Source organism: Curtobacterium sp. USHLN213 (genome assembly GCF_037144815.1).
Lineage (GTDB): Bacteria > Actinomycetota > Actinomycetes > Actinomycetales > Microbacteriaceae > Curtobacterium.
Window position 1 is genome coordinate 126,514 of record NZ_JBBCYQ010000009.1, and the last position, 21,125, is coordinate 147,638.

16 protein-coding genes and 1 tRNA gene are annotated in these 21,125 nt (G+C 65.9%); 12 read left to right on the top strand and 5 right to left on the bottom strand.

Translation table 11 applies throughout. The features are described from left to right. Window positions 1-37 precede the first annotated feature (37 nt). On the bottom strand, window positions 38-415 hold the full coding sequence (locus tag WFH25_RS13435) for a HepT-like ribonuclease domain-containing protein (protein ID WP_070417114.1): 378 nt from the start codon (window positions 413-415) through the stop codon (window positions 38-40). Further along, window positions 412-927: an XRE family transcriptional regulator gene (locus WFH25_RS13440; protein WP_083403123.1), complete on the bottom strand. Its 516-nt coding sequence runs from the start codon at window positions 925-927 to the stop codon at window positions 412-414. Before WFH25_RS13440 ends, WFH25_RS13435 begins: the two co-directional genes overlap by 4 nt. A gap of 154 nt (window positions 928-1,081) precedes the next feature. Between WFH25_RS13440 and WFH25_RS13445 the strand changes: the two genes are divergently transcribed. Next, a complete protein-coding gene (locus WFH25_RS13445; protein WP_336698072.1) occupies window positions 1,082-2,083 on the top strand; it encodes a hypothetical protein in 1,002 nt (333 codons plus the stop codon). A gap of 5 nt (window positions 2,084-2,088) precedes the next feature. Further along, the gene (locus WFH25_RS13450; protein ID WP_336698074.1) at window positions 2,089-2,832 is read left to right on the top strand and encodes a hypothetical protein; all 744 of its coding nucleotides are present in this window, start codon (window positions 2,089-2,091) and stop codon (window positions 2,830-2,832) included. 25 nt (window positions 2,833-2,857) lie between these two features. Here WFH25_RS13450 and dcd read toward each other — a convergent pair whose 3' ends face one another. Then, entirely contained in the window at window positions 2,858-3,445 is a 588-nt protein-coding gene (gene dcd / locus WFH25_RS13455) for a dCTP deaminase (protein ID WP_070417116.1), read from the bottom strand. A gap of 88 nt (window positions 3,446-3,533) precedes the next feature. Between dcd and WFH25_RS13460 the strand changes: the two genes are divergently transcribed. After that, window positions 3,534-4,625, top strand: coding sequence for a GNAT family N-acetyltransferase (locus WFH25_RS13460; RefSeq protein WP_336698077.1), 1,092 nt, complete (start codon window positions 3,534-3,536; stop codon window positions 4,623-4,625). 82 nt (window positions 4,626-4,707) lie between these two features. Next, window positions 4,708-6,753, top strand: coding sequence for a cytochrome c oxidase assembly protein (locus WFH25_RS13465; RefSeq protein WP_336698078.1), 2,046 nt, complete (start codon window positions 4,708-4,710; stop codon window positions 6,751-6,753). Window positions 6,754-6,798: 45 nt separating this feature from the next. On the opposite strand, the gene WFH25_RS13470 is transcribed toward WFH25_RS13465, so the two are convergent. Together WFH25_RS13470 and WFH25_RS13475 are read right to left on the bottom strand one after the other, a co-directional pair. Further along, complete coding sequence (locus WFH25_RS13470; protein ID WP_070417120.1) at window positions 6,799-7,146, bottom strand: hypothetical protein; 348 nt, start codon at window positions 7,144-7,146, stop codon at window positions 6,799-6,801. Beyond that, the gene (locus WFH25_RS13475; RefSeq protein WP_336698079.1) at window positions 7,136-8,203 is read right to left on the bottom strand and encodes a DUF6177 family protein; all 1,068 of its coding nucleotides are present in this window, start codon (window positions 8,201-8,203) and stop codon (window positions 7,136-7,138) included. Before WFH25_RS13475 ends, WFH25_RS13470 begins: the two co-directional genes overlap by 11 nt. Window positions 8,204-8,413: 210 nt before the next feature. On the opposite strand from WFH25_RS13475, the gene WFH25_RS13480 reads away from it, so the two are divergent. From WFH25_RS13480 to WFH25_RS13515, 8 genes are all read left to right on the top strand, one after another. Then, window positions 8,414-8,484: transfer RNA gene (locus WFH25_RS13480), tRNA-Gly, on the top strand. Window positions 8,485-8,837: 353 nt separating this feature from the next. Continuing rightward, window positions 8,838-10,784: a type I restriction-modification system subunit M gene (locus WFH25_RS13485; RefSeq protein ID WP_336698081.1), complete on the top strand. Its 1,947-nt coding sequence runs from the start codon at window positions 8,838-8,840 to the stop codon at window positions 10,782-10,784. Beyond that, on the top strand, window positions 10,781-12,079 hold the full coding sequence (locus WFH25_RS13490; RefSeq protein WP_336698083.1) for a restriction endonuclease subunit S: 1,299 nt from the start codon (window positions 10,781-10,783) through the stop codon (window positions 12,077-12,079). Before WFH25_RS13485 ends, WFH25_RS13490 begins: the two co-directional genes overlap by 4 nt. Next, window positions 12,076-15,189 (top strand): type I restriction endonuclease subunit R, encoded by a 3,114-nt coding sequence (locus WFH25_RS13495; RefSeq protein WP_336698085.1) that lies wholly within the window; start codon window positions 12,076-12,078, stop codon window positions 15,187-15,189. The genes WFH25_RS13490 and WFH25_RS13495 overlap by 4 nt, the downstream gene beginning before the upstream one ends. A gap of 54 nt (window positions 15,190-15,243) precedes the next feature. Beyond that, window positions 15,244-16,452, top strand: a complete 1,209-nt coding sequence (locus WFH25_RS13500) for a phosphoribosyltransferase-like protein (RefSeq protein ID WP_442892416.1) — start codon at window positions 15,244-15,246, stop codon at window positions 16,450-16,452. 280 nt (window positions 16,453-16,732) lie between these two features. Then, complete coding sequence (locus tag WFH25_RS13505; RefSeq protein ID WP_336698088.1) at window positions 16,733-17,800, top strand: reverse transcriptase family protein; 1,068 nt, start codon at window positions 16,733-16,735, stop codon at window positions 17,798-17,800. A 541-nt stretch (window positions 17,801-18,341) separates the two neighbouring features. Beyond that, window positions 18,342-19,124 carry a hypothetical protein gene (locus tag WFH25_RS13510; RefSeq protein WP_336698090.1) on the top strand — a complete coding sequence of 261 codons (783 nt, stop codon included), beginning with the start codon at window positions 18,342-18,344 and terminating at the stop codon, window positions 19,122-19,124. Window positions 19,125-19,635: 511 nt separating this feature from the next. Continuing rightward, on the top strand, window positions 19,636-20,736 hold the full coding sequence (locus tag WFH25_RS13515; protein ID WP_336698092.1) for a hypothetical protein: 1,101 nt from the start codon (window positions 19,636-19,638) through the stop codon (window positions 20,734-20,736). Window positions 20,737-21,125: the final 389 nt, after the last annotated feature.

The following is a 21,125-nucleotide window of genomic DNA, read 5'->3' on the forward strand; positions in this document are numbered from 1 at the left end:
GAGGCGCGGTCCGGGGCCGACCCGCGCCTCCCGTCCGTCACTGCGTCAGGTCCACCGCACCTGCCGCGCCCCGACGGTCACCGCGCGCTGCGTGCGCGGCGCGCAGGCGGTGGACCGCCTCGCAGAGGGACGGCACGTCCACCCGGGCCGTCCCGAACACCACCGCCGGCGTCGTGTCGAAGTACCGCCGGGTGAGGCGTTCGCCGAGGAGGGACACCCGCGACCACGGGATGCTCGGCTCGGTCGACGTCACCGCGCTCGGGAGCATCCGGACCGCCTCGCCGATCTCGACCAGTCGCATCCGGACCGCGTCGTACACGAGGCCTTCCGGCAGTGCGTCGTCGTCGACGTACGCACGGATCACCCCGCAGGCACGGATCACGTCGTCGAGCCGGTCCCCGACGTCGCGGCTCACAGCGGCACCGCGTCCCGGACGGCGTCGGCGCCCATGCCGGCGGCGTCCACCACGTCCACCCGCACGCCGAGGAGCTGCTCCGCCTCGTCCTGGATCCGCATGAGCGCGAAGATGCCGAGTCCGGGATCGAGGTCCACCATCAGGTCGACGTCGCTCGCCGGGCCGTCCTCGCCCCGGGCCACGCTGCCGAAGAGCCGGGGGTTGCGGCCACCGAGGCGCTGCACGATCGCGACGAGTTCCCGCCGTGCGGCCATCACCCGTTCGCGGAGGGGCGGCGGTTCCTCGACGGGGTGCAGGTCGATCGCGGCCGTGAACCCCGCTGCGAGCAGGAGCCGCTGCAGTGCGGCGAGGGACGGCTCGCGGCGTCCGTTCTCGTAGGTGCTGATGACGCTCTGCGTGACGCCGGCGCGGTCGGCGAGCTGCACCTGGGTGAGTTCGGCGCGGAGGCGGGCGTCCCGGATGAGCCCGGCTGCCGACACTGGCGGCGCGGGTCGTGGGAGTACTGCGGACATGCGGCCACGATACACAGAATGCGACATTTCTTTACGCACATCCTGCGGTTCGGAGTGCCGCGTCCAGAAGATTGCGACGGGCGATATCGCGGGCCGCGTTATGCCGAATACAAGTTTTTCCTCTCGACGTCCGCTTTGCTTGTACGATCACGCCATGGACGTCGTGCGTGGCCTCGAGCTGCTCGAGACAGTTGCGCCCGATCTGGACCTCTCCATCCGTGCGACCTCGTCACGGACCGCCAGTCTGACGTCTCGGCAGGGGCTCCGCCACGTGCTCATCCGGGCGCTCGACACCCCTCCGACCCCGGCGCGCGTGATGCGTGAGCTGGGCACTCTCGGCCGAGGCGCGATGGCGGCTGAAGCGCTGCTGTACGTCGTTCCACGATCGACCGCCTCCCTCCGCGCGATCGCGCTCGCTGACTCGCGGGTGATCGTCGCGGCCGTCGACCAAGGTGCCGTACTGATCGACGGCACCGAGTGGTCGCGGACGCCCGTTCCGGCCCCGGTGCGTGGCTCACGCGGCCGCACGCCCTGGGGACGGTTCGCGCTGATGCGAGCGCTCGTGCGCACCGGCGCTCCGCGAACACAGTCCGAACTCGCGAGCGAGACGGGCGTCACCCAGCAGGCGATCGCGCTCGCCCTGCCCGCGTTGCACAGCCTCGGCGTGGAGCGAACGGCCGGAGGATGGGTCGGTCGTGATGCCTCAGCACTGTGGGACGAGTTCCTGTCGGCGTACCCGGGCCCGTCGGGGGTACGCAGACGCTGGACGAGCGTGGCCGCGCTCGACCTCCAGCGGCAGCGGGCAGTCGAGGCAGCGCGCTCCGAGTCACGTCCGGTGCTCGTCTCCGGCGACTCGGCCGCCGACACCCTCGCGCCGGTTCGTCGCCCGGTCGTCGCGGTCCTCTACAGCGAGGCCGACCTCGACCTCGCGGCACGCTTCACCACGGCACCACCCGGTGACGAGACGCTCGCGGTGGTCGTCCCCGCAGATCCCACCGTCTTCGCGACCGCTCGAGCCTGGGACCCGCACGGCGCACCGACGCTCACGGATCCGCTGGTCACGGCATGGGAGGTCGCCAACTCCCGGGGTCCCGACCGCGACGACGCGGTCTTGGCACTGCGCCGCGTCACGCTCGACGGGCGGGACGAACGGTGATCCGTGTGAGCGTGGTGGTCCCGTGCACCTCGGTCGCCGACGAACTCGCTTTCGCCTCGCTCGGTGACGCAGTACGCGCGATCGCCGATCGCAGCGCCGCGCGCATCGTCGGAGGCCACATGGTCGGACTGCTCCTGACAGCGTTCCCGGTCGACGGACTCGCGGCGCGGCGGACCGTCGACGCTGACGCGGGCGTGAGCACTGAGATCGCGGCCCGCGGTGACGTGGTCGACAGGCTGCTCGCCGACGGGTACCGGGCAACCGCCGGAAACCGGTTCGAGCGGGACGGCCGAACGATCGACCTGCTCGTGGAGTCGCTCGACGGACGCTTTCGCCCACGGCACCTCGGCGGGCGGCACTTCGACGCGAGTCCCGGCCTCGACGTCGTCCTCGCACAGGACCCGATCGAGGTCGACACGACCGTGGTCGACACCCACGGTCGCGAAGAGCGCTTCGTGGTCCGGGTCCCGACCGTCGAGATGGCGACGATCCTCAAGACGTACGCCTGGGCTTCGCGCCGCTCCACGAAGGACCTCGCAGACCTCGGGCACCTGCTGGAGATCCGTCATGCACACGGTGCCGACGCCGTCGGCGGGTGGGCCCTCGACACCGAACCGGTGAGCGGGCGCCGGCTGGACACCGCACGAACCCTCCGGAGCATCAGGCCGGCCGATGCACGATTCGCGGACTCCGGGATCGCCGGGCCACGCTTCGTCGCGCTGATCAGGGAGTACATCGCGGTGGTCTGACGTCCGACGTCCACCCGGGTGCCGGTCAGGAGCGGCGGGAGACGTCCGTCCGCAGGAAGTTCTGCGCCGAACGAGACGGCGTCGGACCGCGCTGCCCCTGGTACCGCGACTGGTACTCGGCGGAGCCGTACGGCTTGTCGGCGGGGCTCGACAGCTGGAAGAAGCAGAGCTGGCCGATCTTCATGCCCGGCCAGAGCTTGATCGGCAGGGTCGCCACGTTCGAGAGCTCGAGGGTCACGTGCCCGGAGAAGCCCGGGTCGATGAAGCCCGCCGTGGAGTGGGTGAGGAGGCCGAGGCGCCCGAGCGAGCTCTTGCCCTCGAGCCGTGCCGCGATGTCGTCGGGCAGCGTGACGACCTCGTACGTCGACCCGAGCACGAACTCCCCCGGGTGCAGGACGAACGCCTCGTCCGGGTCGGTCTCGACCAGCCGGGTGAGGTCGGGCTGGTCGACCGCCGGGTCGATGTGCGGGTACTTGTGGTTGTCGAACAACCGGAAGAACTTGTCGAGCCGGACGTCGATGCTCGACGGCTGGACGAGCGAGGCGTCGTACGGGTCGAGGCCGATCCGGCCCTCGGCCAGCTGGGCGGTGATGTCGCGGTCGGAGAGCAGCACGCGACGAGCCTAGCGGCAGCGGAACGGCACCGGTAAGCTGCGAGGCTGCCCAGCGTCGGGCGGCGTCACACGGCCAGGAGGAACCGACATGACCGCGTACACCGTGCACGAACTCGGCGTGCCCGCCACCATGGACGACGACGCCGCAACGGTGCAGGCCTTCCGCGACTGGGTCCGCGTGCAGAACGCCGCCGAGGTCGCCGTCACCCGGTTGCCCGAGATCCTCTGGACGCCCGAGGAACAGCTGCCGTACCTGCTCGACCCCGAGGCACCGAGCCGCCTCTTCGTCGTGCGCGATCCCGACGGCGACGTCGTGGCGGCCGGCTCCTACGACACCAAGCAGGCACCGGGGACCCCGAACTGCTGGATCGCGGTCGCCGTCGCGCCGGACCATCAGCGGCGGGGCATCGGCACGCTGCTGGCCGAGCACCTCGAGGGCATCGCCCGCGACGACGGTCGCACGCAGTGGAAGACGTACGCGGTGTCACGGCAGGTCGGACCGGCGTCCGGACCGGGGTACCTCGTCCCGCCCACCGGCCACGGCGCCGTGCCCGAGGACGAAGCCGGCGCACGGTTCCTCACCGGGCGCGGCTGGCGCTTCGGGCAGGTCAACCGGATCAGCCGCCTGGCGCTGCCGGCCGACCACTCCGTGGTGCGCGAGCTCCACGACCGGGCAGCGGCCGCCGCCGGACCCGACTACCGGGTACACGCGTGGGCCGGGCCGACGCCGGAGCAGTGGCTCGACGGCATCGCGCTGCTCGAGACCCGGATGAGCACCGACGCTCCGGAGGGCGACATGGAGGAGCCGGAGGACGTCTGGACGCGCGAGCGACTGCAGGAGCACGAGGCGCAGTTGCAACGCTCGCCGCGCACGATGGTCACGGTCGCGGTCGAACACCTCCCGACGACCACCTTGGCCGGTTTCACGCAGCTGGCAGTGCCGGACGCGGTGCACCAGCCGGTCATGCAGGGCGACACCCTCGTGCTGCGGGAGCACCGCGGGCACCGGCTCGGCTGGCTGCTCAAGGTGGCCGGGATCGAACGCGTCGAGCAGGACTTCCCGGGGCGACCCTCGATCATCACGTTCAACGCCGAGGAGAACCGCCCGATGCTCGACGTCAACGAGGCCGTCGGGTTCGTGGGCGTCGGGAGCGAGGGCATCTGGGAGCGCCGCGTCTGACGTCGTGACCTGAGGCGGGCCGCAGCCGGTGCGCGCGACGCACGCCGCGCCTCCAGGCCCACACGCCTACGATTGGACGGTCATGACCGTCACGTCACCCGAAACCCAGCCAGGAGGCGCGGCGCCGGAATCGGCGCCCGTCACCGCGCGCACGTCCACCGTCGCGACGGTCCTCGTCGTCGCCGTCCCGCTCGCGGTGGCGTCCTCGATCCTCGGGATGACGCTCACCGGCGCCTTCACCGCGAACCAGCAACTGGTGTCCGCCGGCGACCTCGTCGAGTACGGGCTGCCCGTCGCGCGCGTGGTGCACGACACCATGGCGGCGCTGACGATCGGCCTGCTCGTCGTCGCGGCGTTCGCGCTCCCGGCGCAGAAGAAGGACCACCGGGCGATGTCGAGCGTGCAGCACCGCGCCGCTCGCTGGGCGGCGGCGACGGGTTCGGTGTGGTTCCTCGCGGCCGTGGTGAGCATCGTGCTGACGGGCGCGAACACCCTCGGCGTCCCGCTGACGAACCCGGTGTTCGCGCGGAACTTCACCCTCTTCGCGTTCCAGGTCGAGATCGGGCAGGCGCTCGTGGTGTCGGCCGTGGCGATCCTCGTCGCGACCGTGGTCGCCGCGTTCGCCACCCGGGTGACGACCCTCGCGGTGGCGACGGTCGCCGGGCTGTTCGCGCTGCTGCCGCTCGCCCTGTCCGGGCACGCGGCCGGGTCGCTCGAGCACGCCAACGCGGTGAACTCGCTCGCGGTCCACCTCGTCGCCGTCTGCGTCTGGGCCGGTGGCCTCGTCGCCGTGCTCGTCCTGCGCACCCGGACGAAGGGCGCCACCGGGCGGGTCGTGTCGCGGTACTCGACGCTCGCGGGGTGGGCGTTCGCCGCGGTCGCGTTCTCGGGCATCGTGAACGCGTCGCTCCGCCTGACCGGCCCGCTCGACCTGTTCACGACGACCTACGGGTGGCTCATCACCGTCAAGGCCGCCATCCTGGTGCTGCTCGGGCTCGCCGGGGTCGTCCAGCGGCGGCGGCTCGTGCCGGGGCTCCTCCGCGCGCCCCTCGACCGCCGGGTGTTCGTGCGGTTCGCCCTCGCCGAGATCGTGTTCATGGCGATCGCCATCGGGGTCTCCGTCGCCGTCTCCCGCTCGCAGCCGCCGATCCCGCAGACGCCGGAGACCGGGGACGACACCCGCTCCGGACTCATCGGGTTCCCGTACCCGCCCGCACAGACCGTGCAGACCTACCTGACCCAGTGGCACATCGACTGGGTGTGGCTGGCGCTCGCGGTCGTCGGGGCCGGCTGGTACCTGCTCGCCGTCCGGAAGCTCCGGAAGCGCGGCGACAAGTGGCCCGTCGGACGCACCATCGCATGGCTGCTCGGGTGCGCGCTGTTCATCTGGACGACCTCGGCGGGGCCGGCGGTCTACGGGATGATCCACTTCTCGTCGCACATGCTCCAGCACATGCTGCTGATGATGTTCGTGCCGCTGCCGCTCGTGCTCGGTGGCCCCGTGCTGCTCGCGCTGCGGACCCTGCCGGTGCGGAACGACGGCTCGCGCGGGGCCCGTGAGTGGCTCATGCTCTTCACGCACTCGCGGTACATGCAGTTCCTCGCGAAGCCGGCCGTCGCCGGGGTGATCTTCGCCGGGTCCCTCGTCGTGTTCTACTTCACGCCCGCGTACGAGTACGCCATGCAGTCGCACGAGTGGCACGTGGCGATGATCGTGCACTTCGTCTTCAGCGGGTACCTGTTCTTCTGGGTGTTCGTCGGCGTCGACCCGGGTCCGAAGCGGCCGCAGTACCCGATCCTCATCATCGCCCTGCTCGCGACCCTGGCGTTCCACGCGTTCTTCGGCGTCGCGGTGATGACGTCGGAGTCGGTCTTCGCGATCGACTGGTTCCACGCGCTCGGGCAGACGAACGACGCCGCACTCCTGGCCGACCAGCACACCGGCGGCGGGATCGCGTGGGGTGCGTCCGAGCTGCCGATGGTGTTCGTCGCGCTGCTCGTCGTGCGCAACTGGGTCAGGTCGGACACCCGTGACGCGAAGCGCCTCGACCGCAAGGCGGAGCGGGACGGGGACGCGGACCTCAAGGCGTACAACGAGCGCCTCGCCGCAATGCACGACCGCGACTGACGGGGCGTGGCGCGCGCGGCGTGGCGTCCGCGGCGTGGCGCCCGCTCAGTCGCCGTGGACGATGCAGACCGCGTCGAGGTCCATCGCGGCCTCGAGCGCGGCGGAGATCCCGGACTCGCCGTCCGCCCCTTCGGGCGTCACGGTGTCCACCCACCACAGCGGCGTCGACAGCGTCGGGGCGTCCGGCAGGATCCGCTCGACCTCGTCGAGGGCGTCCACGCGCCGCACCGCGAGCACGGTGATCACGGGGTGCGTGGCGTCCCGGCAGACCTGCATCATCGGGCCGTCGTCGAGCGCCCGGACACCCCAGGACTCGTCGTGCAGGAGCAGTGCCTCGGCGACGTCACGCGTCTCCACCGGCCCGCGGCAGAGCAGGGTGACGTCACGGGGCACGGTGACCGCCGAACACGTGCGAACCGTCCCCGACGTGGCCGTCCAGCGTGCCCTCGTCGTGCGCCGGGTCGAGCGGGGCACCACCGACGAGCTGCAGGAACCGGTCCTCGTCGATGCGGTCGAGGAACGCCTCGAGCGCTTCCCAGCCGTCGTCGAAGCGCACGACGAGACCGCCGCCGCCGAACGTCGAGGTGGTCGTGCGCGGCGGGGGCCACACGCCGTCCCGGTCGAGGAACTCGGTCGCCTCGGGTCCGACCACGACCGCCAGCGGAGCGGGTTCGCCGTGCGAGACGGCACGGACGAGGTGGTCGGCGTCACCACGACGCTGCATCACCACACCGAAGACGGGTTCGACGTCCTCGGCGACGCGGTGCACGGCGTCGAGGAGCCGCGGCGCGAGCGTCTGGTCGGCGCCGTCCTCGGGGATCGTGAGCACGGCGGACATCGTCTCGACGACCACGCCGTCGAGCAGGTGCGCGGTCATCGTCGCCGAGAAGCCCTCGCCCACGGCGTACGACGTCGACACCGCCGGGGCCTCGTGCTTGGCGTACTGCGTGACGACCCAGCGGTCCCACGGCACGGTGAGCGGTTCGGCGGTGCCCCAGCGCGTCGGGCAGGTGCCGACCGTCTCACACAGGGCCTCGATCGCGGACCCGATGTCGATCGCGCGTTCGGCGTGGTGGCGCAGCGTGAGGTCGATGCTGATCTGCCGCACCGAGTCGCGCGCGACGGGGTGCTCCGGCGAGGGCGTGCCGACGAGCTCGGGGCCGCGGTGCACGAAGTCCTCGATGCGGGAGGCTGCGACGCCGGTCCGCCCGTCGCGGAGCGTGCCGTCGGGATCCGTGACGGCCCACGCGGCCCCGTACGCGCCGAGGGCGTGCCGGAGCGCCGGTGTGAGCGCGGAGCCGGGCCCGGTGCGGAGGACGACGAAGCGTCCGGACTCGGATGCCCGACGGAGCAGGGAGGCGAGCGCCTCGGTCAGCCACACCACCGGCGAGGCCGAGTCGACCACGATCGCGGGGCCGACCACGTCGTCGATGAGGCGATGTCTGACCATCCGGGTCCTCCTCGGGTTCGCGGGTCGCTCGATCCACCTGGACGGTACACACGGGGGCGACACCTGTCCGTCAGACGGACCGGCTCACAGCGGAGACACGGGTGCGGCCAGGAGGCGCGGTGCGGGCCGGCAGCGCCACGCTCGGCGGGCACTCGGCTGGCGTCCAGCGCAGAATCCGCTAGGCTTGCGACGTCCCGCTGAGCGGGGTGCGCGAGTGTAGTTCAATGGTAGAACTCCAGCTTCCCAAGCTGGTAGCGCGGGTTCGATTCCCGTCACTCGCTCCGACACGAAGGGCCGCCCGACCTGTCGTTTCTCAACCCAGGTGAGACTTCTCTCGAAGTAGTTGAGACTCCCGCCCCTGAAACTGGCGCAAAGCCGGGCTTGCCGAAGCTCCGCAGGGCGGCTCCGTCCATCCTCTGGCACGGGCTCGTTTCGATCCGGATTCGCGATTGTCTTCCATAGCGGAGGCTCCGAGAGCAACGAGCGCGACGCGCGAACCTCGGCGGCACCCTCGCCGCGTCTTACACGGCGAGGCGCGCCCGCGCCTGCGTTGCCCCTCCATGGACGAGGATGGGAGGGTTCGCGGCGTTGGTGCCGCACGTTCGTTGCTCTACAGCAGGAGTGCCCACCCGTGGTGAATCACGTTGCCTTCATCTGGAACATTGCCGAGTCGCTCCGCGGGCCCTTCAAGCCCTCTGAGTACGGGTCGGTCGTTCTCCCGTTCACGGTGCTCCGTCGGCTCGACGCGGTCTTGGCCGACACGAAGGCGGCTGTCCTGCAGACCGCGAAGGCGATCGGGGCGTTGCCCGAGATGCTGCAGGCGGTCACGCTCTCCGAGGCCGCGGGGCACGAGTTCTACAACTCGTCGCCGTTCGACCTCGGCAAGCTCGTCGCCGATCCGCAGGACCTGCGCGCGAACCTTGCGTCGTATCTTGCCGGGTTCTCGCCGAACGTGCGGGACATCTTCGAACGGTTCGAGTTTGACAAGACACTGAACAAGCTGTCCGAGAAGAACAAGCTGTTCGCGGTGACCGAGAAGTTCGCGCAGGCCGACTTCCACCCCCGCACGGTCAGCAACATTGAGATGGGGCTCGTGTTCGAGGAGCTCATCCGGTTCGCCAACGAGAAGTCGAACGAGACTGCCGGCGACCACTACACGCCACGCGAGGTGATCGCGCTGATGGTGCAGTTGCTGTTCGCCCTCGACGACGACGCTCTCTCGAAGTCTGGTGTGGTTCGGTCCATCTATGACCCGACCGCCGGGACCGGTGGGATGCTCTCCGTTGCGGAAGAGTACCTCCGCAGAATGAACCCAGCCATCCAGCTCAGTCTGTACGGGCAGGACTACAACGATGCCTCGTACGCGATCTGCAAGGCCGACATGGTCATCAAGGGTCAGGACGTCGACAACATCGCCCTCGGCGACACCCTCACTGAGGACGCCTTCGACGACAAGAAGTTCGACTACGGTCTGTCGAACCCGCCGTTCGGCGTCGACTGGAAAGACCAGCGCGCCGCCGTTGACGACGAGCACACCAAGCTGGGCTTCAATGGTCGGTTTGGCCCCGGCACCCCCGCTGTCAGCGACGGGGCCATGCTGTTCCTGATGCACCTGGTGTCGAAGATGCGCAAGCCCGAGGACGGTGGCTCCCGCATGGCGATCGTCCTCAACGGGTCGCCGCTGTTCTCCGGCGGCGCCGGCGGTGGGGAGTCGAACATTCGCAAGTGGCTGCTCGACAACGACCTTGTGGAAGCGATCATCGGACTGCCGAAAGACATGTTCTACAACACCGGCATCTCGACCTACATCTGGATCCTCACCAACCGTAAGGAGAGCGGCCGCAAGGGCCGGTTGCAGCTCATTGACGGCCGCGAGATGTTCACGAAGCTCCGTAAGGGCCTCGGCTCGAAGCGCAACGAGCTCTCGCTGCGGAACATCGAGACAATCGTCGGCCTGTACGCCGGGTTCGAGAGTGGGGACCACTCAAAGGTCTTCCGCAATGAGGACTTCCTCTACCGCACCATCACCGTCGAACGTCCTCTGCAGCTTAACTGGCGCGCCACCTCCGAACGCATCGACGCTGTCTTCCAAGCGAAGGCCGTCCGGAAGCTGAACGAGACGGATGCCGAAGCGCTGCGTGCCGTGCTCAACCGGCTCGGCACAGAGACCGTCTGGAAGAACCGCAACGAGTTCCAGAAGGATCTGAAAATCGCGGCGAAAGCTGAGGGACTAGCTCTCCCCGCACCGCTACTCAAGACCGTGACCACGGAGCTCGGCGAACAGGACGACACCGCCGAAACTTGCGTCGACGCCAAGGGCAACCCGGAGCCGGACGTGTCGCTCCGGGACGCCGAGAACGTGCCGTGGGACCAGGACGTCGACGCCTATTTCGCCCGCGAAGTTCTTCCCTATGCTCCTCACGCCTGGATCGATCACGCCAAGACCAAGGAAGGCGCGGAGATCCCCTTCACCCGCCACTTCTACCGCTACATCCCGCCGCGCTCGCTCGAAGATATCGACCGAGACCTCGACGAAGTGATGAACGAGCTTCGCGCGATGCTCGTTGAGGTGGAGCGGTGAGCGACGAAAGTTGGTACGGAAGATTGCCATCGCACTGGGACGCAGGCAACATTCGAAGGTTCGCGTTGATGAAGACGGGGCACACCCCGAGTCGGCAACACCCTGAGTATTGGACCGACTGCACGATCCCTTGGTTCACCCTCGCTGATGTCTGGCAGCTCCGGGCTGGCGCGCGTGAACTCGGCGAGACGTCAGAGCGGGTATCGGAGCTAGGCCTCGCGAACTCGGCTGCTGAGTTGCTCCCCCCCGGAACCGTTGTTCTTTCGCGTACCGCTTCTGTCGGGTTCAGCGGCATCATGCCCGTGTCGATGGCAACCAGCCAGGACTTCTGGAATTGGGTGCCGAAGCCGGGGATGCTCTCGCGCTTTCTCTGGTATCAATTGCAGTCCATGAAGCCCGAGTTTGAGCGCTTGATGATGGGCTCGACTCACCGCACGATCTATCAGGGAGATGCTGCATCGCTTCGGGTCGTTGCGCCCCCAATCGGCGAGCAGCGGGCGATTGCGGACTTCCTGGATCGGGAGACGGCGCAGATCGACGCGTTCATCGCGAAGAACGAGGAACTCATCACTCTCCTCAAAGAACGGCGGAGGGCCACCGTTCGCAGAGCGGTTACCGGTGGCATTGGGCGTGAGATCCCGACTCGGCCTAGCGGCGTTGCGTGGTTGGGGGACGTTCCCGCGCATTGGTCTGTGGCCGGGCTCGATCGCTACGCAAGCACCGTCAGCGGCGTCGGCTTTCCGGAGAGAGTGCAAGGAATTGAAGATGCGGAGATCGCGTTCTACAAAGTGAACTCTCTCGGCCGAGCCGACGTAGATGGAGTAATTCGCAAGTCATGGGACACCATTTCTCGTGAAACGGCCCGATCTCTTCGCGCGAAGATCCTTCCACCCGGAACGATTCTGCTAGCCAAGATCGGTGCCGCACTGCTCCTGGGCCGCATCCGCCGTACGGACCGGCCCGCCTGCATCGACAACAACATGATGGCCATCGTGCCGAATGAGTACCTCAATCCGCGGTTCGCGTCCTACGCGCTGCAGACGTTCGATTTCGAGACATTGGCTAACCCAGGCACGGTCCCGTCGATGGACATGTACGCGTTGATGCACCGTGAGACAGCAATTCCGCCGCTCGTCGAGCAGGAAGAGATTGCGGACTATCTCGATCGCCGTCTCGTGGGGATTGACGCTGCACTCGCTACATGTCGTCGTGGCGTCCAACTTGCGGCCGAGCGTCGTGCCGCGTTGATTTCGGCGGCAGTGACGGGGAGGATCGACCTGGGGGTGGCCGCATGACCGGTGTTGCTGGAGCACATCTGGAGTCGGTGCTGGAGAACGAGATCGCCGAACAGCTCGCGGCAAACGGATGGCTGTATTCGCCTACCGGCGCTGGCTACGACCAAGAACTTGCACTGTTCCCCGAGGACGTGCTCGGTTGGTTGGAGGATTCCCAGCCGACCGAGTACGCGAAAGTGGTCCGGCCGATCGACACGGACGCTCAGCGTGACGCGGCGGCTGGCAGCATCCTGACACGGCTGGCGAAGTCACTGGATCTAGATCCTCTAAAGAACGGTGGGACGATTCGACTCCTGCACGAGGGCTTCTCGATGGTGCCGCTGCATGGGGGCGCAGTGAAGTTCCGGTTGGCGCAGTTCCGGCCAGCGACAACCCAGAACCCGGACACGCTCGAGGCGTACGCGAAAATGCGGGTGCGTGTCGTGCGGCAGGTGCATTACTCGGTGAAGCATCCAAACAAGGCGTTGGATCTGGTGCTGGTCGTGAACGGCATCCCGATCGCGACGATCGAGTTGAAGACGGACTTTACGCAGGCGATTGAGAACGCCGTAGATCAGTACCGGTTCGACCGATCGCCGGTGGGTGAGCCCCTGTTCGGGTTCGCCAAGCGGTCGCTCGTGCACTTTGTGGTGTCGAACTCCGAGGTGCGGATGACGACCAAGCTCGCGGGCGCCTCGACTCGGTTCCTGCCTTTCAACAAGGGCGCGGACGACGGCGCGGGGAACCCGGCGAACCCGGACGGGTCGGCCTCCTCGTACTTCTGGGAGGAGATCCTGCAACGCGACACCTGGCTGCAACTGTTGGGATCGTTCGTGCACCTGCAGGTCGAGACGGATGTCGACCCGGACACAGGCAAAAAGACAAGAACGCAGAAGGTGCTGTTCCCCCGCTACCACCAGTGGAGGGCCGTGACTCGGCTCATTGAGGCGGCGCGAACCGAGGGTGCGGGGAACCGATACCTGGTCCAGCATTCGGCGGGGTCGGGGAAGACGAATTCGATCTCGTGGCTCGCCCACCGCCTCGCCCAGCTGCACGACAACGAGAACCAGCGAGTGTTCGACACCGTCGTCGTCGTCACAGATCGGACGGTGCTGGACAAGCAGCTGCAGGACGCGATTGCGCAGTTCGAGAAGCAGGCCGGCGTGGTGCAGTCCATCACGAAGGATGATGGCGAGTCGAAGTCGAAGCAGCTCGCGGCGGCTCTCACTGGCGGCAAGAACATCGTGATCGTGACGATCCAGTCGTTCGAGGCGCTGATCACTGCGATCCAAACCCTGCCTGGGCTGAAGGGGCACCGGTTCGCAGTCATCGCGGACGAGGCCCACTCGTCGCAGACCGGGTCGACCGCGGGAGCATTGACGAAGGTGCTGTCTCCGGACGAGCAGGCCGCTGCCGCTGAGGGGGCGCCGATCGATTCGGGCGCGTACCTGCAGTGGGCGATGGAGGTCACCGCGTCCGCGCCGAACATCTCCTACTTCGCGTTCACCGCCACCCCGAAAGCGAAAACCCTGGAGCTCTTTGGGCGGCCGCCGGAGGGTGCCGGGCCCGACGCGACCCCGGAACCGTTCGACCTGTACTCGATGCAGCAGGCGATCGAGGAGGGCTTCATCCTCGACGTGTTGCAGAACTACACCCCGTACAAGGTGGCGTGGAAGCTGCAGCATCCTGACGGCGACTACGACGGCGCCGGCGAGGTCGACGAGTCAACCGCGGTGAAGGCGCTCGTGCGGTACGTGCGGCTGCACCCGACGAACATCAGCCAGAAGGCCAAGATCGTCGTTGACCACTTCCGCACCTTCGTGCAGCCGCTGCTGGACGGCAAGGCGAAGGCGATGGTCGTCACCGGATCACGGATTGAAGCCGTGCGGTGGAAGAAGTACCTCGACACCTACATCACCGATGCGGGTGTGCAGGGGGTGCGGTCGCTGGTGGCCTTCTCCGGCACCGTCCTAGACCCCGACGATGTCGGTGAGGGGTTGACGGAGCGCACCCAGAACCCTGGGGTGCAGTCAGATCTCGCGGAAGCGTTCAAGCCGGCGACGTACAACGTGATGATCGTTGCCGAGAAGTTTCAGACCGGATTCGACCAGCCCCGCCTGGTCGCGATGTACGTCGATAAGAAGCTCGGCGGGGTGCAGGCCGTGCAGACGCTGTCCCGGCTGAACCGCACCCACCCGGGTAAAGACAAGACGTTCGTCCTCGACTTCGTCAACGACCCGCAGGAGGTGCTGGACGCGTTCCTGCCGTACTACCGGAAGGCAACGCTCACCGCGACGACCGATGCGAACCTGATCTATGACCTCGTGGCGAAGCTCGACTCGGCCGGTATATACGACCTGACCGAGGTGGAGCAGGCGTTCGACGCCGCGCTCACTGGCGGGCTGAATGCGAACTCGAAGGTGTCGGCCGCGACAGCGCCGGCGGTGGACCGGTTCCAGAAGCGGTGGGTCGCAGCGGTGCTCGATGACGACAAGGACGAACAGGACGAACTGCGGCTGTTCAAGGCGGACGTTGGGAACTTCGTAAAGTTCTACGACTTCATCTCCCAAGCCCGCAACCTCGAAGACACCGACCTGCCGCGCCGGCACTACTTTTTCCGCCGCATCCTCCCGCAACTATCGACCGCGACGATCCTCGAACCAGTCGACATCTCGGACGTGTCCCTCGTGGGTTACAGGATCAGCGCTGGTGAAGCCGTGAAGCTGAACCTCGAGCAGGGACCAGGGTTGGACCCGATCACCGCAATCGGGTCGGGGGCGATCCACGAGAAGCACCGCAGCGCCCTCGAGGAGATCATCCAGAAACTCAACGAACGCCTCGGCGACAAGTACGGCGTCGGCGTCATCGACCTCCAGATGAACCACATCGTCGGCAAGCTCGCGCTCGATGAGGATCTCAAGGGTCAGGCGTCGGTGAACACTGCGCAGCAGTTCGCGGAGTCTCCGGCCCTGCCGAAGGCGTTCACGAAGGCGTTGCTCGGAGTGCGTGACGAGACCCCGGCGTTCATCGACGACCTCTTCACCGACAGCGGCCTGTTCGGCGAGCTCGGGAAGGCATTGCCGGCAATGCTGTACGAGTACTTCAAAACCCCCACAAACCGGAGTGACTGAAGCTGCCCCCTGCCCCGCCCCCCCTCCTTCGATCCTTGACCGGAAAGGCTTCCCTTGTCACTAGCAGACACCGAGGCTGGCGCCGCGTGGGTTTACAACTTCCGACCCGAAGATCGCGCAATTGCGACTGATCTGTTGGGTGCCTTCATCCTTGACAGTTGGTCGCGGGCTCGCGCCGACTTACTCGACTTAGCGCGACAGGAGATAGCTCTCTACGAGACTGCGGGACCGATATGGATAGTCCCCGCGCTGGACGCTGGAGACATTCGTCGGCTGGCGGGGCTACCGAAAACGCTCCCACTCGTAGCTTTCGAGAACTTCGAACCTGGCATGAATATCCCTTCAACGCCGGGCAGCGAGGGCCTGATTGGACATTTACTGAGGGACACAATAGGGAAAAACGTGTTGTCGCCGTCAACCCCTTTGAACATCTTGCGCAAAAAGAAAATTCGAACGGTTCTCATAGTCACAGATACCGTCGAGACTGGCGGCCAGGCTCGCCAGTACGTGCAGGCGCTGCTGCGTAATCCTACGATTCGCAGTTGGCTTTCGTTCCGCTGGATCAAGATCGTTGTTCTATCTTACGCGGCGTCGCCAGGCGGGGCGCAAGTTTTGGAACATGAGAGCAAGATACACGCTTTCAAGTTCGTCCGGCATGCACCAACCATCCGGAGCCTACCGTGGTCCGCTGCAGGCGTCCAAGCCGCGCTTTCATTGTGTAAGGATTACGGACGAGGCACAAATCGACTTGGCTACGGAGAACACGGCGGCCTTTTTGGGTTTCTTGATCGGCTACCCAACACAGTCCCGACTATCTTCCGCCAGCAAGGTCCTGATTGGACGCCGCTCTTCTCGGGGCGCGACGGTCGGCAAGTCTCTACCACGCTGGCCCAGGAGTTTCACAGTTCACCCGTCGCGCCACCGGCGCACGACGAGATTGTCGCCGCAGTCCGGCAGGAACGACTGTCTGTGAGTATCGGCAAGCAACAGCGCGAGAGTAATCGGGACATCCTGACGGCTCTCGCGGTACTCAGCGTCTCACCCGGGCAGGCCGGCGTTCTCGGAGGTGCCCTTCAGATGACCCAGGGCAACACGGACGCTTTGCTGCGATATCTCGACGCACAGGGGTGGGTGGACGATCAACTGAAGGTAACCGCACAAGGAAGAGCTGAACTGGCCGCCGGAAAACGTAAGACACGGCGTGTCGAGCGACGCAACGTAGTCCCGACGGACGAATCCTACTATCCTCACTCCTTGAGGTGAGGGGATGGTAGCCGTAGGCCTAGTGATGAAGTCGCGACGTTGTCGCGACTCGCTGAGCACACTAGCTCAGTCGGTCCAGTATTGGATCGAGGTGCCCCGGAAGACCGGTGCATTCGGACTAGCTTGCGCTACGCTTGCAAGCACGGACAGGCCGCCCTACGTGGGCCTCCGGGCTCTTCCTGCCCGTGGATCCCTTCGGGATCTCCGATCGGAGTAGACCAGGTTGCCATCTCCTCACTCTTATGTCGCAGAGGGATTGAATCACGGCCATGATGCCGAAATGTTGCGACGCGCGTCCGCCTATCGGCGGTCAATCTCAGCGAAGGGTGCCTACCCACTTCTGACACTCGGCCATCTTGCGCAGGAATCAGAGTCCCAATGGGGCTACCTTCGCGCGGTCGTCGAGAGACGAGTGAGCGAGTATCTTGATATCCAGCGTCGCAAGCGAGATGGGTCCTTGCGGCATCTATCCGCCCCCAAACCTTCCCTCATGCACATCCAACGCTGGATCCTGGCGAACGTCTTACCGGGACTAGATCTGCACCCCTCAGCGTTCGCCTACCGTTTCGGCATATCAGTCAGAGACTGCGCAGAGCAACATATCGGCGCCCGCTGGCTGCTGAAGATGGATCTGCACAACTTTTTTGGCACGATTGGAGAATCTCGTGTTTACCGGCAGCTTCGAACCATTGGCTATCCAGCACTCCTCGCCTTCGAGATGGCACGAATCTGCACGCGAGTAGTGCCGCCGAGCATCAATCGGGATTGGCTTGAAGGCCGAGGGGTTGAACCGTACGGCTTCCCGTACCACGGCACGCTCCCTCAGGGGGCGCCGACCAGCGGGGCGCTGGCAAACGCCGTCGCGTTCAGGCTCGACGAACGGCTCACGGACATCGCCGAACGAGGCTCACTGGTATACACGAGATACTCCGATGATCTTACCTTCTCCTCGCCTAGCCCCTTCAGTCGCGCTTCAGTCCCGCGCTTGATCGCTGAAGTGGAGGGCGCTATTACGCTTGAGGGTTTTGCTGCTCACAGGAGGAAGACACGTCTGATCCCGCCGGGAGCGCGGAAGGTCGTACTTGGCCTTATGTTGACCGACAATGCCGTCCGACTGCTGCCGGAGTTTCGAGACAGGCTGGATAACCACATTCGCTGCGTTGCCAAGTACGGCCCTGGGAGCCATGCTACAAAGCGGCGCTTCGATTCGACGCTTTCCATGATCAATCATGTCGACGGCTGCTTATCGTTTGCGTTGCATGTGGAGAGAGACTGGGCCAGGGAACGTATGCACCGGTGGGCGGAAGCGCTGGCGGCGCACGGCCATCCGGTTTACCGGGATCCCTAAAGGTTCGAATGCAGCGCAACTCCTTCGCCGACGAGATCAAGCCACCCGCGGCCTGGTGCCGGTTGCATGCCGTCCGACTCGATCTGCACGAGGGCACGATCCTCACGGAGCTTCACTCGGGCCGCAACTGAGGCATGGTGGACGAAGCACGCCCTTCGGAGCCAGACGTTGCTGTCTGCCTGGCAACCCTCATCCGCCTCGCTCCGCTTCATCGGCTCCGCATCGCTCCGTAACATTCCCGCGATCCGTGCACTGCTCTGTCAGCGACGCCACGCCTAGAGCTGTGAGGCCGAGCTGTGAGGCCGAGCTGTGAGGACCGAATATCGTCGTCGCGAGCGACAGCGCCTCATGCCATCGATCTTTGACGCTGGGGAGCGTTTTCCTGGCGATCGTCGAACATCCCGCAGCGTCAGATGTCCCTCAGTCCAAACCTGTCCGTCGAGGCTCGGTCCACGAAAAAGTACTCTGGCCCTCGGGACCCGGGCGGGTTCGGTGCCCCCAACCCGTAGCCAGGAGCAGCTGGACACCCTAAGGTGCGAGGATGGCTCGGGATGAGGTGCGCCGCGCGCACATGTTGACCAAGGGCTACATCCGCGCGTGGGCTGATGAGCGCAATCGGGTGGACGTCATCGACATGATCCGGAACCGTGGGTACCTGTCGTCGGTGAACAACGCCACGGTGCGAAGCTACGCGTACGAACCGAACGTACTGTCGCATGACCTCGAGCAGGACTACTCCATAGTCGAGAGCCAGGGCATTCAGGCCATCTCCAAGCTCCGGGGAGCAGACCCGACATTGGACGCTGACGCCGTGGCCGCCATGATCTCGTATCTCGACGTGCACCTCGACCGCGGCCGCTACGCCGATCAGACGGAAATCCGAACGCCGGCCGTTCTGTTGAAAACGGACCGGACGATTCAGGATGTTGAGTTCAACGTTGCTGACCGCCTCCTACTCTCTCAGTCAATGAAAGACGTCGTACGATTGAAGGCACTCGGCCTCGAATCGTGGGAGTGGCGGATCCTCCCCGGTGAGTTCGTGACCGGTGACGGTGCGGTCTTGCTGTTTCGTGAGGCGGAAGGTGCGGATGTCTGCACGGTTGCCTTCCCGGTATCTCCCACACAGCTCGTACTGATCGGGAAGCCGTTCGAAGGCCCTGTGCCTCTCAACCCTCTCATTGCGAGCAAGAGTCGACGGTGGCTTGTTGGTCGACCGGGATCGCTACGAAGGGGTGTTTTAGGGCCCATCGACAGCACGATTGTGCCGGTTGATGATGTCGAGTCCATACTGACAGATGTCCGCGAAACTGCGTCCGAGGGTTGAACAGGCACATGCTCACGGGCAGCCTCAGTGGGGGTTTCTCGACGCGACCCGCGGCCGGGGATCATGCTCTGCCGTTCGCCCGGCCCTGGACAGAACGACTTGTCGCCAAATCCTGATCGCGATCCAAGAGAGTCCGAAGCTGATTGACAATAACCGCACCTTCGAGCGCAAGAAGCATTGGAAACCGTCCGGAAGCGACGTTGCGTTCTCATCCCGTCGGACTCGGGGAGCGAACGCGTCTGTGGTGTGGTCGGCATATAAGGCGCTGCGTGGCTCCGTTGCCGAGCGCGCGAGCTTGGTGAAGAGCCCCCAGCCGAGCTGCCCTTGCTCGATTTTCTGAGGGACGCGCTCGAACATCTCGAGAGCGCTGTGTACGACGACACCCGGACAGCGGTGACGGATCCCATCAACACGCGCCAGACCGGCGTGGAGAAGCGTCTGCCCTGACTTCCGAGGTAGCGAAGAATGGGCACTTGTTGCCGACTTGGCCGCAAGCCGCCACGCTTAGGTGGTGAAGCTCAAGCAAGACGCACGCGCGTTGAAGACCAAGGCGATCTCATCGATGCGTGCGGCGATGGTCGCGTTCAACAGCCCCGCCGATGACGGACGTCCGACAGAAATCCTGCTTCGGCTGCAGCACGCCTTCGAAATGCTCCTGAAGGCCGCGCTCGTTCAGGGGAACGTTCGGGTGTTCGACACAGCCTTGGGACGCTCCCTTGGCTTCGAGGCGGTCGTTAAACAGGCGCAACAGCTCGCCGGTTTGAAGGTCAACGATGATGAGGCAGGGACTCTCCGCGCCATTGACGCGCTGCGAGACGAGGAGCAGCACTGGTTCGCCGAAGTGTCAGAAGGGCTGCTCTACCTGCATGCCCGCGCCGCGGTCACCCTCTTCGATGATCTCTTGCACCGCGCCTTCTCTGAGCGCCTTGCGGACCACCTACCGCTCCGAGTGCTTCCGATTTCAGTCCAGCCACCTCAGGACTTCCTTACGCTCATTGACAGCGAATACGAACAGATCGCGGCGCTTCTCAAGCCAGGGCGACGGGCACGCTCGGCGGCACGTGCCAAGATGCGAGCGCTACTGGCGATGGAATCGCACGTGGACCCCGATGCAAGAGTCAGTCAGTCAGACGTCAATCGCGTTGAACAGGGGATCCTCGATGGTAAGGCCCGAGATCAGGTCTTTCCAGCCCTCGGCTCCGTTGGTGCCGACGTGAACGGTGTCGGTCTGGAGGTGCAAGTTCGTATCGTGAAGAACGGCGGCATGCCCTTTACGTACACCACCGATGACGACGTGGCAGCGATCCGTGAAGTCAATCTGCAGAAGCGGTACGGGATCCCACGACAGGAACTCGCGGAGAGAGTGAGCCTGACGCCTCCCCGTAGCGCGGCTCTGCGCGCACACCTCGGCCTTGACGACGGCGAGCCGTACCTCCACACCTTTGTCTTCGGATCCCAAAAGCACCATCGCTACTCGGGCGAGGCGGTCGCGAGGATGCGCTCCGGGGTCAAGGAATATGACATGGACGCGATCTGGCAAGCACACGGCGCCTCGCGCGCATCAATGCCAAGACCAGCGTGTACTCAACCTGACTGCGCATGCCGTAAGTAAGCGGGCCGCGGCACACCGATTCTCGTCCGGTCGCCGCGGAAGAGCTCCCTGGTCTCTTCAGTACTTGATCGGCCTCTCCTTACACCTCACAATTGCAACGGCGGCGACAGCGCGAGTGATCCGGTCTCCGGCCGCCGGTCGCATGGCGCGCCCTCAAGCCCGAATAGGCGAGCTCCACGGTCTTCGTTAGGGAGCTATGTCGTGCGCGCCCGGGACAGCGCGAACAGACTGAGGGCGACGGAGCCGACTGTTAGGACTAACGAGGCCGCGTGCACTGCGGCAAAGAATCGGAGCGTCGCGGTCGCGCCGACTGCCGGCGACGGCAGTCATGTGACGGCAAGCGCCGCTGCGAGTGCAGCGCTTTGGAGCGCGAGGAGGACAATGACGCT

What these genes read in the sequence shown, in the direction of transcription:
- WFH25_RS13510 (WP_336698090.1), top strand. Translation starts at nt 18,342, where the DNA reads ATGGCTCGGGATGAGGTGCGCCGCGCGCACATGTTGACCAAGGGCTAC.
- WFH25_RS13475 (WP_336698079.1), bottom strand. Translation starts at nt 8,203, where the DNA reads ATGGTCAGACATCGCCTCATCGACGACGTGGTCGGCCCCGCGATCGTG.
- WFH25_RS13495 (WP_336698085.1), top strand. Translation starts at nt 12,076, where the DNA reads ATGACCGGTGTTGCTGGAGCACATCTGGAGTCGGTGCTGGAGAACGAG.
- WFH25_RS13460 (WP_336698077.1), top strand. Translation starts at nt 3,534, where the DNA reads ATGACCGCGTACACCGTGCACGAACTCGGCGTGCCCGCCACCATGGAC.
- WFH25_RS13440 (WP_083403123.1), bottom strand. Translation starts at nt 927, where the DNA reads ATGTCCGCAGTACTCCCACGACCCGCGCCGCCAGTGTCGGCAGCCGGG.
- WFH25_RS13505 (WP_336698088.1), top strand. Translation starts at nt 16,733, where the DNA reads ATGTTGCGACGCGCGTCCGCCTATCGGCGGTCAATCTCAGCGAAGGGT.
- WFH25_RS13445 (WP_336698072.1), top strand. Translation starts at nt 1,082, where the DNA reads ATGGACGTCGTGCGTGGCCTCGAGCTGCTCGAGACAGTTGCGCCCGAT.
- WFH25_RS13465 (WP_336698078.1), top strand. Translation starts at nt 4,708, where the DNA reads ATGACCGTCACGTCACCCGAAACCCAGCCAGGAGGCGCGGCGCCGGAA.